9 protein-coding genes are annotated in these 13,541 nt (G+C 64.9%); 5 read left to right on the forward strand and 4 right to left on the reverse strand.

The annotated features are described in order from the left end of the window. Positions 1-95 precede the first annotated feature (95 nt). Positions 96-1,289, forward strand: coding sequence for a TIGR01906 family membrane protein (locus tag QRN52_RS09655; protein ID WP_284752506.1), 1,194 nt, complete (start codon positions 96-98; stop codon positions 1,287-1,289). Between the two features lie 101 nt (positions 1,290-1,390). On the opposite strand, the gene QRN52_RS09660 is transcribed toward QRN52_RS09655, so the two are convergent. After that, entirely contained in the window at positions 1,391-3,037 is a 1,647-nt protein-coding gene (locus tag QRN52_RS09660; RefSeq protein WP_284752507.1) for a dolichyl-phosphate-mannose--protein mannosyltransferase, read from the reverse strand. 149 nt (positions 3,038-3,186) lie between these two features. On the opposite strand from QRN52_RS09660, the gene rsmI reads away from it, so the two are divergent. Both rsmI and QRN52_RS09670 read left to right on the forward strand, forming a co-directional pair. Beyond that, positions 3,187-4,029, forward strand: coding sequence for a 16S rRNA (cytidine(1402)-2'-O)-methyltransferase (gene rsmI / locus QRN52_RS09665; protein ID WP_284752573.1), 843 nt, complete (start codon positions 3,187-3,189; stop codon positions 4,027-4,029). Between the two features lie 211 nt (positions 4,030-4,240). Then, positions 4,241-5,722, forward strand: a complete 1,482-nt coding sequence (locus QRN52_RS09670) for an NAD-dependent succinate-semialdehyde dehydrogenase (protein WP_284752508.1) — start codon at positions 4,241-4,243, stop codon at positions 5,720-5,722. A 216-nt stretch (positions 5,723-5,938) separates the two neighbouring features. Here QRN52_RS09670 and QRN52_RS09675 read toward each other — a convergent pair whose 3' ends face one another. The 3 genes from QRN52_RS09675 to QRN52_RS09685 form a co-directional block, all read right to left on the reverse strand. Continuing rightward, positions 5,939-8,314 carry a transglutaminase TgpA family protein gene (locus tag QRN52_RS09675; protein WP_350225143.1) on the reverse strand — a complete coding sequence of 792 codons (2,376 nt, stop codon included), beginning with the start codon at positions 8,312-8,314 and terminating at the stop codon, positions 5,939-5,941. Between the two features lie 155 nt (positions 8,315-8,469). Next, positions 8,470-9,891 (reverse strand): DUF58 domain-containing protein, encoded by a 1,422-nt coding sequence (locus tag QRN52_RS09680; RefSeq protein WP_284752510.1) that lies wholly within the window; start codon positions 9,889-9,891, stop codon positions 8,470-8,472. A gap of 22 nt (positions 9,892-9,913) precedes the next feature. Continuing rightward, positions 9,914-10,990, reverse strand: coding sequence for an AAA family ATPase (locus QRN52_RS09685; RefSeq protein ID WP_284752511.1), 1,077 nt, complete (start codon positions 10,988-10,990; stop codon positions 9,914-9,916). Positions 10,991-11,168: 178 nt separating this feature from the next. On the opposite strand from QRN52_RS09685, the gene QRN52_RS09690 reads away from it, so the two are divergent. Both QRN52_RS09690 and QRN52_RS09695 read left to right on the forward strand, forming a co-directional pair. Continuing rightward, on the forward strand, positions 11,169-12,053 hold the full coding sequence (locus QRN52_RS09690) for a TatD family hydrolase (RefSeq protein ID WP_284752512.1): 885 nt from the start codon (positions 11,169-11,171) through the stop codon (positions 12,051-12,053). A gap of 266 nt (positions 12,054-12,319) precedes the next feature. Beyond that, on the forward strand, positions 12,320-13,465 hold the full coding sequence (locus QRN52_RS09695) for a resuscitation-promoting factor (RefSeq protein WP_284752513.1): 1,146 nt from the start codon (positions 12,320-12,322) through the stop codon (positions 13,463-13,465). Positions 13,466-13,541: the final 76 nt, after the last annotated feature.

Genomic DNA, 13,541 nt, shown 5'->3' on the forward strand with positions numbered 1-13,541 from the left:
TGTCTGCGAGGGCTGACGGTAGGCTCGAAGGCAGAGAAGATTGCCAGCGGACCGTTCCTGCTCAGGCATGTGAATCCTACGGAAGTGAAATCCAAGTGACCGAGAAGAGCCCCATCCCCAAAGACCCGGACGCGGATATCCACGACGACGGCGATGAGCCGGCCTTCGAATGGATGAAGCCTGCTCCCAAGTCCACGGCCGCTGACGCTCGCCCGGCACGGGCTGCTGACGGAGACCAGGACACTTCGGCGAAGCGGATGCCCCAAGAGGGCAGGCCGGGAGCCGGGTCCGCGTCAGGGGCAGTTGCAGGCGGGGCCGCACGGCCCCTGGCCGGACGGCCCGTGGATGGACAGCCTGCGGGAGGACAACAGCCGGAGAGCCGGGCAGACCGCAAAGCCGCTGAAGCAGCGGAGGCCGGGCCGGAACCGGCCCTCTTCGCGGAACCTCTGCCGACGTCGGCCCTTCAGGTCCGCCCGCCGGAGGCCGAGGTGGAACGTCGAAACCATGAGCGGGAGCAGGCCGCCAACGCCAAGCCTGTGGCGCCGCGTATTTTCCAAGTCCTGCTGGCCGTTTTCTACCCGGTGGTCCTCCTGGTGCTGGCAATCCGCGCCGTGGCTAGTCCGCTGTTTTTGTGGGTCGAGTATTACCGGCCGGGATTCCCCGGCGACGGCTATGGTTTCAACGCCGACGACCGGATGACCTATGGTTCCTATGCCCTGGACTATCTCAGCAACTGGTCCGGGCCACGCTACTTGGGGGACCTTGTCAACCAGAACGGCGAGAAGCTGTTCAAGGAGGGCGAAGTTTCGCACATGGCCGACGTCAAGACCGTGATGCTCTCCGCGTTCGGTGCCGGGGCCCTCATGATCATCATCGGCATCATCGCAATGATCTATCTGCGCAAGCGAAGCACGGGCGGGATCCGCCGCGGCCTGTTTGCCGGTTCGATCGTCACCTTGGTGCTCATCCTGGGACTGGGCACGCTTGCCGCACTGGGCTGGCAGCAGTTCTTCACGGACTTTCACCACATCTTCTTCGCCAACGGCACCTGGACATTCGCGCTCGACGACACGTTGATCCGATTGTTCCCGGGACAGTACTGGATGGACTCCGGGATTGCGATCGGTGCCCTGGTCTTCATCACTGCCCTGCTGACGCTCATCTTCACCTGGCCTACCCGCCGTCGTCGCGGACTTTCTCCGAAGAACGAGGCCGCAGCGGAAGGCGCCGCGAAGGCTGAGGATGCAGACGCAGAGGCCCGCGCGGAGGCCGGTGCGCCCGAGAAGTAACGCTTCGCCTACAACGGAAAAAGCGGCCCGTCTGGGAATTTCCAATTCCGAGGCGGGCCGCTTTTTGTGTGGGTGCTGTCCCGACCTTCCGGGCAGGCGCCTTAGATCCAGGACGGCATCCACATGCGCATGCGCCAGTCCTGGTAGCTGATCACTTCCGCTGTCCACACCGGATAGAAGAACGCCGACAGCAGGACGGCAAGGACCACCACAAGGCCGACCAGGTACAGGCCGGAGCGGCGGCGCCACGGCGGAGCGTCGCTCCTACCGAGCACTAGTCCCAATCCATAGACGAGAGCCAAGATCAGGAAGGGCTCGAAGGAAAGCGCATAGAAGTAGAACATGGTGCGTTCCGGATACATGAACCACGGCAAATACCCGGCGGCGACCCCGGCCAAGATTGCTCCTGCCCGCCAGTCGCGCCGTCCTGCCCACCAGAACAGCACCACGAAGAGCGCAATCGTGGCACCCCACCAGACCACCGGGTTGCCGACCGACAGGATCGCCGAAGTGCAGTTGGGCAGATCGCAGCCGGAAGTTCCCTGCTTGGGGGACTCATAGTAGAACGACGTGGGCCGCCCCATGATGAGCCAGGTCCACGGACTCGCCGAATACGGGTGCGGAGAGCTGAGGCCCTGATGGAAGTTGTAGGCCTGCACGTGGTAGTACGCCAGGGAGCGCAACGGCCCGGGAATCCATCCCCACGCGGCAGAGGGATTCGTATCGGCCCAATGCCGGTAATAGGCGTCCTTGGAAAGGAACCAGCCCGTCCACGTGGACAGATACACGGCACTTGCCACAGGGATCATGGTGAAGAACGCCGGAATGCCGTCCTTGATGACCGCGGCGCTGGGCCAACTCCGGATGCCCGCAATGCGCCTCGCGCTCATGTCCCAGAACACCGTCATAAGGCCGAAACCTGCCACGAAGAACAGTGCCGACCACTTGGTTCCAACCGCCAGGCCAAGGCAGACACCGGCCGCCAGCCGCCACCACCGGAATCCGAGCCACGGCCCTGAGGCGAGGTGCAACGCCGTCGGTCGGCCGTCCTTGGAGGCGCCAGCCAGGGCGGCAAGCCGTGCCGCCAGACGGCGCCGTCCGTCGTCGCGGTCCATCAGCAGGGCACCAAAGGCTGCGAGCAGCCAAAACATCAGGAAGATGTCCAGCAGGGAGGTCCGCGACAGGACCAAGTGGTGGCCGTCGACGGCGAGCAACAGACCCGCGGCCGCGCCCAGGATGTGGGAACGGAACAGCTTCAGGGCGATCAAGGCGATCAGGAAGATGGAAAGAGTGCCCGTCAGGGCCGCGGAAAACCTCCAGCCGAAGGAGTTGTCCGAACCGAAGAGCCACATCCCGAAGGCGATCATCCATTTCCCGACCGGGGGATGCACCACGTACTCGGGAGAGTTGAGCAGGACGTTGGGGTTGCCTGCATTGAAGGCATCGTTGGCCTTGTCCGGCCAGGCCCGCTCGTATCCGCTGACCAGGAACGAGTAGGCATCCTTGACGTAATACGTCTCGTCGAAGACGAGGCCATGAGGGTCATCGAGGCGGACAAAACGCAGGATCCCGCCGATGACCGCCGTGACGGTGGGGATCAGCCAGAACCACAGCCTCAAGGACGGCGGATAATCGCGCCAGCTTTGGATGCTGCCAATGAGCCGCGTCCGCAGGGCCTCGGCCGTGAAAGCCTCCCGGGGCCGTATCAGCCAGGTTTGCGGGGCGGGGCGCACGGAGGTATCGGTCACTCAGCCCATGCTACCTTTTGCCTCCGGGAGCTCCCTGAAAGCCCTAGCGGGGGCATTAGGCTTGTTGGGTGACTGAACAGCTGAGCTCCCCGGATGAAACCACCGTTACTGACTCGGCGGAGGCCCTTGAGGCGCAGGCGCTTCCTGCCCTGCCCGATGGCGTAGGCCGGATAGTGCTGGCTGCCACTCCCATCGGGAACGTAGGCGATGCCTCCAGCCGGCTCATCGAGTTGTTGCAGACAGCCGACATTGTTGCCGCGGAGGACACCCGGCGCCTGCATCGGCTGGTCCAGTCGCTCGGCATCACCGTGTCGGGCCGGGTCATCAGCTACCACGAGCACAACGAAGCCGCCAAGACCGAGGAACTGCTGGATCACGTCCGGGCCGGCAAGACCATCATCATGGTGAGCGACGCCGGCATGCCCGCAGTGTCCGACCCCGGCTTCCGCCTCGTGGAGGGAGCCGTGGCAGCAGGGCTCTTCGTCACCGCCTTCCCCGGCCCGTCCGCCGTGTTGACTGCCTTGGCGCTATCCGGGCTGCCCACGGACCGGTTCTGCTTCGAAGGATTCCTGCCCCGCAAGGCCGGAGAACGCAGCTCCCGGCTTGCGGATCTTGCCAATGAACGCCGGACGATGGTGTTCTTCGAGGCCCCGCACAGGCTTGAGCCAATGCTCCGTGCCTTGCACGAGCGGTTCGGCCCGGACCGCCGCATCGCCGTTTGCCGCGAATTGACGAAGACCTACGAGGAAGTCATCCGGGGAACCGTCCGGGAACTGCTCGAGTGGGCTGAAAACAACGAGGTTCGCGGCGAGATTGCCGTCGTCGTGGCGGGCGCCCCCGAGCAGGCGCCGGGCAAGCCCGAAGACCACGTTGCCGCTGTCAATGAACTCATCGCCAAGGGCGTCAGGCTCAAGGAAGCGGTGGCCGCAGTGGCCGAAGACGCCCGCATCAGCAAGCGCGAACTGTACTCTGCCGTGCTCGCGGCGCGGTAGGGCGGTGCCCTCCGCGCGGTAGGGCTGTGCTCGCATCGCGGTAGCTTCAGGCCCAACCCGGGGGCTGTGCAACTGCACAAACTCTTGCTCCCGCGGCAGTGCGTGAAGGCGTAGACACTGCTTCGCGGCGGGCAGTACCGTGACAGTAATTCCACAAAAATCAAGTGTTGGTGCATCTCTACAACGTGCACCGACTGACGAAGGAGTCACTGTGACTGTTACCGCCGATCGCGAAAGCGAACTTCTCGCCTCCGTTCCCACGGGGCTGCTCATCAACGGCCAGTGGCTGCCTGCGGCATCCGGCAAGACCTTCGACGTCGAGGACCCCGCCACGGGCAAGGTGCTAATGAGTATCGCCGACGCCGGAGCAGAGGACGGCGCCGCGGCACTGGACGCTGCTGCCGCCGCCCAGGCCTCCTGGGCCCGTACCGCTCCGCGCGAGCGTGGCGAAATCCTGCGCCGCGCGTTCGAACTCGTCACGGCACGCGCCGAAGACTTCGCGCTGCTCATGACCTTGGAAATGGGCAAGCCCCTGGCCGAAGCCCGCGGCGAAGTAGCCTACGGCGCCGAGTTCCTGCGTTGGTTCTCCGAGGAAGCCGTCCGCGTCAGCGGCCGCTACTCCGCAGCCCCGGACGGCAAGAACCGCATCCTGGTCCAGAAGAAGCCGGTTGGTCCGTGCCTTCTGATCACCCCGTGGAACTTCCCGCTGGCCATGGCTACCCGCAAGATTGCCCCCGCGGTTGCCGCCGGCTGCACCATGGTGCTCAAGCCCGCCAACCTGACCCCGCTGACCAGCTTGCTCTTCGCCCAGGTCATGCAGGAAGCCGGCCTGCCCGCGGGCGTGCTCAACGTCATCCAGACCTCCACGGCCGGAGCCGTCACCGGGCCCCTCATCAAGGACGACCGGCTGCGCAAGATCTCCTTCACGGGCTCCACCGCCGTCGGGCAGGCCCTCATGCGCGAAGCCGCGGACAAGGTCCTGCGCAGCTCCATGGAACTCGGCGGCAACGCACCGTTCGTGGTCTTCGAAGACGCCGATCTGGACAAAGCCGTCGAAGGCGCCGTCGCCGCCAAGATGCGCAACATGGGCGAGGCTTGCACCGCAGCCAACCGCTTCATCGTGCACGACTCCATCGCAGACGCCTTCGCAGACAAGTTCGCTGCCAAGATCTCGGCACTGAACACCGCGCGCGGCACCGAGCCGGACTCCACGGTCGGCCCGCTGATCGATGGCAAGGCCCGCAACGGCGTGCACGCCCTGGTGTCCGACGCCGTTGCCAACGGCGCGGTTGCCGTCACCGGCGGTGCCCCGGTGGACGGCCCGGGCTACTTCTACCAGCCCACCGTGCTCAAGAACGTATCCGCGGACGCCCGCATCCTGAAGGAAGAAATCTTCGGACCTGTGGCACCGATCATCACATTCAAGAGCGAAGATGAGGCCATTAACCTCGCCAACAACACCGAATACGGGCTGGTTGCCTATGTCTACACCAGGGACCTGAACCGCGGACTGCGCGTCAGCGAACGGATCGAGACCGGCATGCTCGGCCTCAACGCCGGCGTCATCTCCAACGCCGCAGCACCTTTCGGTGGGGTAAAGCAGTCCGGCCTGGGCCGTGAAGGCGGTTTCGAAGGCATCGAGGAATACCTCACCACGCAGTACGTCGGCATCGCGGACCCCTACGCCGACTAGCAGGACTTCGGCGGACCTCTCGCAACGGGGAACTGCCGTTGAGTGAAAGGCAGGGCACCGAACCTTCGGGTTCCGGTGCCCTGCCTTTGCCGTTCCAAGCCCAACTGATCCCCACCGCCACCCTCGCCTCGCGAGCTCGGCCAGGGAACCCTGGCGGCGTGGCCCCTCACTGTCGTTTTAGGCGCCCATAACGACAACAACTGCTAGTGAGTTGGGTCAGCGCCGCCAGCGGATGGCTTCGAAGAGTCTCTGGACGGATGTTGCCGCCCGGCGTGCTGCCGCCGCGAAAATGCCACCCAGCCGGCGGAAGGGCGACCATAGCAGCTGGAACCACCTGGACATCAAGGACGGCGGGAACCACTCAGCACGGAAGACCGCGAACCACGAGGCATTGTGCCGGAACGCGGCACGGACTGCGGCGATCCGGACTGAGGCCGCGTGCGTTTGCTCCGCCGCAGTATTTGCCGGGACTCCCGCCGGGGGACCATAACGCTGCCGTTCGAAGTCGCCGGTGAGTGAGGCGACCGCGCGCTGCCCGGCGTCGTCGTCGGCTCCCGACGGCGACGCTGCCGCCACCGGCGCTCCGAGTACAGCCGAGTTGCTCAACCGGCCCGCGAAATGCCGCGGGGTTTCGCTGGGCACGGGCGGTACACCGTAATCCGTGGCGAGGTCCTGGAGCTCAGCCCATGCAAGGACGGGACCACCCGGCCTCAGTCGCCGCGCCCGGATGCCGGAGCGGACCAGCCGCGGAGAGGCCGCCAACACTGCCAAAAGAAGCGCGGCTGCGGTGACGTAGAGAACGGTTGCGGAGACGGTGCCCGTGCCCGATCCAGCCCCCGGACCGGCAAGCGGAGGCACTGCAGCCGTGCTCGGTGCGGGAGTCGAGGAGCCCGGGACCAGGTTCTCGTCATGCAGGTTGGTGCTCGGGCCGCCCGCTGCAACAGGCTCGGCAGCATAGGGCGGAACCACACCGCGGGAAGGGGTTGGCTCGAAGGCGACCCAACCGACTCCCTCGAAATAGAGTTCGGGCCAGGCATGGGCGTCACGGGCATCCACCTGGTACTCCGGCAGGGGTTCTTGTCCCGCCACGGCAACTGTCGCCCCTGTGGCGTGACCCGGCGCGTAGCCGACGGCGATGCGGCTCGGGATTCCCTCGAGCCGCGCCATGACGGCCATCGCGGAGGCGAAGTGCACGCAATAGCCGCTCTTCTGCTGTAGGAAATCCGCCAGCACGGACATGCCGTTGCCGTCATAACCGCCCTGGACGGGAGCCTGCAGTGAGTAGCTGAACTGGGACGAGCGCAGGTAGTCCTGGATTGCCATCGCCTTGGCATAGTTTCCGTTGGCGCCGGCCGTCACTGTCTTGGCGGTGTTCTTCACGATGTCCGGAACATTGCTCGGCAGCTGGATGAAATCCTGCGAGATGGAGGTGGGCTTGGCGTTGTCCTGGCTCAACGTTGCGGTCGTCAGGGCGGGCAGCGCGGAATACACGGTGTACTGCTGGTTCCTCGTGGTGCCGTCCTCGCCGCGGATGCTAAGCGTCTCGGGATCCCACGACCAGCGTCCGCTCAGGCCGTTGACGGCGGTTGGGGCATACGGGACCGGCAGGTACGGACTGGTGAACTGCCCGGTGTCGATCACCGTCAATTGGCGCACCAGCTCAGAGGGGAGTGGGTAGTCCGGCGCCATGCGGCCCGGTCCTATGCGCCGGGAGGCTTCGCGGTCGTCCGGTGCCCAAGTATCGCCGTCGAACTTGTCAATGGTGACAGAGCGCAGGTACACCGGGGCCGTGGAGCTCGTGGCATAGGTGATGCTGCCATCGCCGGTGGGATTCCGCAGGCTGTTGCCGAGCGTGATCATGGGGTTCAGGCCGTTGGAGACGCCCCAGGGATTCAGCCGCGAACCCACCGGAAACGTCCCTCGCTCGAAGCCCGGGATCGCCAACGGCAAGAGGAGCCCCAGCACTAGGGCCACGCCACCGATCACCATCGACCGTTTGAGCTGACCCGTGCCGTGGGAGTTGTCGTTCTGCAGCCGCGAGTCCGGCGCGAACCACTGGCTGCAACCCAGGATCAGGATGAAGCCGACGGCGGCGGCGAGGAATCCGAGGAGCCCACCGCCTTGCGGCTTGATGGTTGCCGGGAAAACGAGGACCACCAGCAGGCCCAAGCCACTCGTCGCAGGCATGCCGAGCGGGACCGCCAGGGCATCGATGAGGACAGTTACCAGGCCCAGGCCCGCGCAGGCGACGAATACTATTCCGGCGTTCGGGGAGACGGGCGCAGTCTCCGAGACCACCGTTTCGCCGGCGCGTTTGAGGAATTGGCCCAGCGTGTCAAGGGTCGCTCCGGAGGGAATGAAGCCCGCGATGCTTTCCGGCCGGAAGAACGTGAAATCGAGGATGAACACCAAGGCGATCAAGCCGCCCAACGTCGTGGGCAACGGGTGCACCCTCAGGGCACGAAGGACAGCCAGGGTCAATCCGACGATAAACACCGTGGTGATAGCTGGAACCAGCCACACCCAGCCCCTGAAGACCCCGTTGAGCGAGAGGGAAGCTCCGAGCACGGCGACGGCGATGGCCGCGGACATTGCCCAAGGGTAGGCTCCCGGTCCTTGCTTTCGCGGGGCGCGGGGCGCCGTTCCCGGGCCGCCGGCACTTCCCCCACCGCTGGAGGAGGCGTCACCGCTCGCTGCCGGCCCCGGGAGCGGGGACCGTCCCGGAGTGCCGTTCCTGGAGGTAGTGGTCATCGTGGCACCGCCGCGCCACGGCGGACGTCCATCGCTGCGGCAGCGGCGGCGAGGATCTCTCCTTGATCGAAACCGGCCCATGCAGCTGGAAGGTCCGTTCTCGAACTTACGGCGACGGCACGCCAGCCGCCCAGCTTCAGGGCTTCGATGACGGGCTGGACATGGTGCGGGTGGTCGGTAACCACGAGGGCAAAAGCGTTGGCCCCGTAGCCGGCGGCCGGTGCCAACGCACGGGCCTCGGAGAGCGGCATATTGCCGAGCAGCGCGAGAACGGGACCACGCAGGCGGTGTGCCGCCAGTTTGTCCATCAGGTGGTCGTCGAAGGGCGCCTCAGTACCCTCGACTACGCTGGCGGCCTCTTTGCGGCCGCGCTCGCCATGGACATGCCGGGGGCCGCTGAGCTGAATGGCGGCGAGGCTTTCGGCGATGGATTGCAGGCCTCCCAAACCACTGAATTCCTCGGTTTCCGGATACGGCGCGGAGCGGGATGCGCGAAATGCGGGGTGACCTGCGGCATCGAGGAAACGCAGCGAATAGTTGCGATCGGCGAGGTGGGCGCTGATCGACATCGCTGCCGTCACGACCCATTCGAAGTTCTCGCTGCTCACCAGTTCAAAAGCGTCGTCGTGGGCAGGGCCGAAGACCGCGGCCGAGCCCGACACGAAAGCGGAATAGCGCTGGTCCAGGATGATGGTCGCCTCGGGCGTGGTGACGGATTCCTCCTGCCGCACCATGAGTTCGCCGTGCCGCGCTGTCGCGGCCCAGTGGACGCGTCGCATCGGGTCGCCGTGCCGGTATTCGCGGGTCATCACGTCGTCGTCGCTGGGATTGGCGCGGATCCGGGTGGCCGTCACACCGTCGTTTCCGCGTGCGCCGGCGAGGCCGGTGGCGGGGAGTTCGACGGCGGCAGGCGTCACGGTGAGGATGTCGCCGTCGTCGATCTCGTGCCGGTGCAGCGACAAGCCGAAGGGATCGCAGAACTCGGCAGTGACCGGACCGATCCTGAACTGGCCGCGCTTGCCCGAACGCAAATGGTATTCATAGCGGCTGGTGCCACCGGAAGCGGTCCGGGCAGGAAACCGAAAGGCCGGAGGTTCGCCGAAGCGCGGCGGCAACTGTTCCTCCATGATTACGGGCCCGGCGGCTGCTCCGGTCCGTGCCACCGCCAACCGCACCGTGGCCGTGGAGGAGGTTTCCACCGAAGAGGGATGGAATTCGCGGAACACCTGGAAGCGTGGTTTGAGGATGCGGACGCCGGCAAGCGATACCAGCGGCAGCACCAGCAGCAGGATCCCGAGGGCCAAAAGATCGCGCCTGCCCATGATCTGGGCAAGCAGCAAGGAGCCTACACCGCTGGCCAGCAAGCCCCACCCGCGGGTGGTGAACAGATGCTTCGGAAGTAGATCGATCAGCGCCATGCCTGCCCCCTCCCCCGATCTCCTAGCTACTGCGGCGTTCCGCGCCAGCGTCCTGGCTTACCGGGAGGGAAGCCAGGATCGCCCGGATGATGCTTTGCGGAGTGTCACCGGAACTCGCGGCCTTGCGGTCAAGGATGATGCGGTGTGCCAGGACGGATTCGGCGACGGATATGACGTCGTCCGGAAGGACGAAGTCCCTTCCGTCAAGGGCGGCCGTCGCTTTGGCCGCCCGTAGCAGTTGCAGCAGGGAGCGCGGGCTGGCGCCGAGACGCAGGCGGGCGCTGTCCCGGGTGGCCCGGCCCAAGGCAACCGTATATTCCTTGACGGATTGGGAGACGTAGACCTGCTGCACCGTGGCGATCATCGCGGCGACGTCCGCGGAAGTGACCACCGGGGTGACTTTGGCGAGGGGTGAGACCGCCTGATGCGTCTCGAGCATCTCGATCTCCGATAGCTTGTCAGGGTAGCCCATCGAGATGCGGGCCATGAAGCGGTCGCGCTGAGCCTCCGGCAGCGGATACGTGCCTTCCATCTCGATGGGGTTCTGCGTCGCGACAACCATGAACGGTTCGCCCAGCTGGTACGAATGGCCGTCCACCGTCACCTGGTGTTCCTCCATGCATTCGAGGAGGGCGGACTGCGTCTTGGCGGAGGCGCGATTGATTTCGTCCCCGATCACGATATTGGCGAACACCGCACCCATCCGGAACTCGAACTGCCGCGAGGACTGGTTGTAGATGGAGACGCCCGTGACATCCGAAGGAAGCAGGTCCGGGGTGAACTGGATGCGGCTGACCCTGCAATCGATGGTGCGGGCGAGGGTCTTGGCGAGCAATGTCTTGCCGACGCCCGGCACGTCCTCCACCAGCAGGTGGCCTTGGGCGAGGAGCACAGTGAGGGCAAGTTTGGCGGCCTCGGCTTTGCCGTCGATGACTTTGTTGATGGCCGCAAGGATCTTCTCGCTGGCAGCGTGGAATTGCTCAGGATCCATGACGGTCGGCTTGTACCCGTTGAGGGACTCGCGCTCAGGCGGCAAGGCAACCACGGCCTCGTCCCGCAGCAATTGTTCGTCAACGGTGCCGTGTCGCTTTGAGTCCATGGACAATCCCCTCAGCCATGACAGCATCCCAGCCGGGCCGCGGTGCCTTGGCCGGGATATATACCGCCTTTTGTACCAGACTACCCAGCCTAGGCCCGCCGCAGACAGAGGCATGTTCCGTAGGGAGGGATCAGTGCGCAGTCAGGAAGGGATCAGCAGAGAAAGATAGGGTGGATCCATGTGCAATTCCCTCCCACCGGCTTCCTACCGCGCGCCTGAAACCGGCGATTCCCGCAAGGAGTACCCGCCTGCTCCCGAGCCGCTGCCGGTCCCCGTGATGGACAACCACACGCACCTCGACTTCCGGCACGGCCTGCTCGAAGTCGCGGTGGCGGATGCTTTGGACGCGGCCGAAGCAGTGGGTGTCCAGGGCGCGGTGCAGGTAGGTTGCGATCTGGAGTCATCGCGGTTCACGGTCCAGGCGCTTGACGCGGACCGCCGGCTCCTCGGAGCTGTCGCGATCCACCCCAACGATGCCCCTGTGTACGCGGGCCGCGGAGAACTGGAATCGGCGCTCGCGGAAATCGAAGAACTGGCGGCCCATCCGAGGGTCCGGGCGATCGGTGAAACCGGGCTTGATTTCTACCGCACCCACGGCGACGGCTTGGTGCACCAGCGCCATTCGTTCCGCCGCCACATCGATATCGCGAAGAGGCTGGACCTCACCCTCCAGATCCACGACCGTGACGCCCATGACGACGTCGTCCAGGTTCTCCGGGAGGAGGGCGCCCCGGAGCGGGTGGTATTCCATTGCTTCTCGGGCGATGAAGAGCTGGCACGGATCTGTAACCTGAACGGCTGGTACATGTCCTTTGCAGGCACCATGACGTTCAAGAACGCCGCAAATCTGAGGGACGCGCTGGCCATCGCGGATCCGGAACTGGTGCTCGTCGAAACCGATTCCCCGTTCCTCACACCCCACCCCTACCGGGGCCGGCCGAACGCGAGCTACATGGTGCCGTACACCGTTCGTTCCATGGCTGAAGTGATCGGAACAGAGCTTTCCGCGCTGTGCTCGCAACTGGCCCAAAACACCGTGGCGACGTACGGATCCTGGGACTGAGCAGAAATCGTATTACATACCCGGTATGTAAATATCTTGGTCACTTTATAACGCTTCGGTTACAGTGGGTAACCAGTAGCCGGGGTCGGGGAAGGCCTTCGGACAACTAACTCCGTTCGCAATTGGTGTTCTCAGTTGAATTGAGTGTGGCGGCGCACAACTCCGCTGCAGTCCTCCTGCATGCTTCGGCACGCATCCCGGACCGCGGCTGGAGGCCCCTGTGCGCTTTTCCCCGTGCCCGGATGGTCCAAAAGTTACGGGCAAACATGGTCAAGTTCTTCACCACGGGCGGCAAGTTCAGTTTCGTCAAGGTCGGTGCACAGTTGCTGGTGCTTTCAGCACTGGTACTGGGAGTGGTTGCTTTCACGGGCAACAACAAATCAGTCACCCTCAACGTCGACGGCAAAGTGAGTTCCGTCCAGACCTTCGGCAATACCGTTGACCAAGTGGTCAAGGCTGCCAAGGTTGATCTGAAGGCTGAAGACCGGGTTTCCCCGGCTTTGGATGCCTCGGTGCAGAACGGTTCCATCATCAACGTCAACCTGGCCAAGGCCGTAACCGTGAGCCTTGACGGCGCCCAGCGGACGGTCAACACCACGGCTCCCAACGTCGAAGGCCTCGTCTCCGAACTGGGCGTCGCGAGCGCATCCGCTGTCTCCCAGCCCAAAGATACGCAACTCGCCGTCTCCGGATCCTACGTTTCGATCCTGACCCCCAAGACGATCAGCCTGATCGTGGACGGCCAGAGCTCCTCAAAGACCACGACGGCCCCCGACGTGGGCACCGTCCTCAGCGATGCCGGCGTCTCGCTTGGCGCGAACGACCGGGTTTCGCAACCCAACTCGGCTCCGGTAGTCCAGAACATGGTGATCAAGGTTTCCCGGGTGGACACAAGCAAGACCGCCACCGAGACGGAGAACGTCCCCTTCGACACTGTCACCACGGAAGACGCCACCCAGTTCAGTGACCAGAAGACGGTAACGCAGGAAGGGGTCCTCGGGCTGCTCAGCAAGACGTTCAAGCTCGTCCTGGTGGATGGTCGTGAGGCTTCCCGGACTTTGGTTTCCTCTGACGTCACCGTCCAGCCGGTCCCCGCGAAGGTAACGGTCGGCACCAAGGAGCGCCCCAAGCCTGCCGCGGCTGTTGCCTCCGGACCTACTGGCGCGCCGAACGAGGCCATGTGGGACAAGATTGCGCAGTGTGAGTCCGGTGGGAACTGGGCCATCAACACCGGCAACGGTTACTACGGTGGCCTGCAGTTCGACATCCAGACCTGGATCGGTTCCGGTGGTGGCGCCTACGCTCCCAACGCGGCCGCCGCCAGCAAGGCCCAGCAGATCGACATCGCCAACCGCGTCTACGCGCAGCGTGGCCTCTCGCCGTGGGGCTGCGGATGGGCAGCTTCCAGCTAGGCAGGAAATGAAATTGGCCGGGTCCGGATTCTTCGGGCCCGGCCATTTCGCGTAGTGAAGAGGGCGCGCGGGCGCC

It is taken from the genome of Arthrobacter sp. efr-133-R2A-120 (assembly GCF_030209835.1).
Classification (GTDB): domain Bacteria; phylum Actinomycetota; class Actinomycetes; order Actinomycetales; family Micrococcaceae; genus Arthrobacter.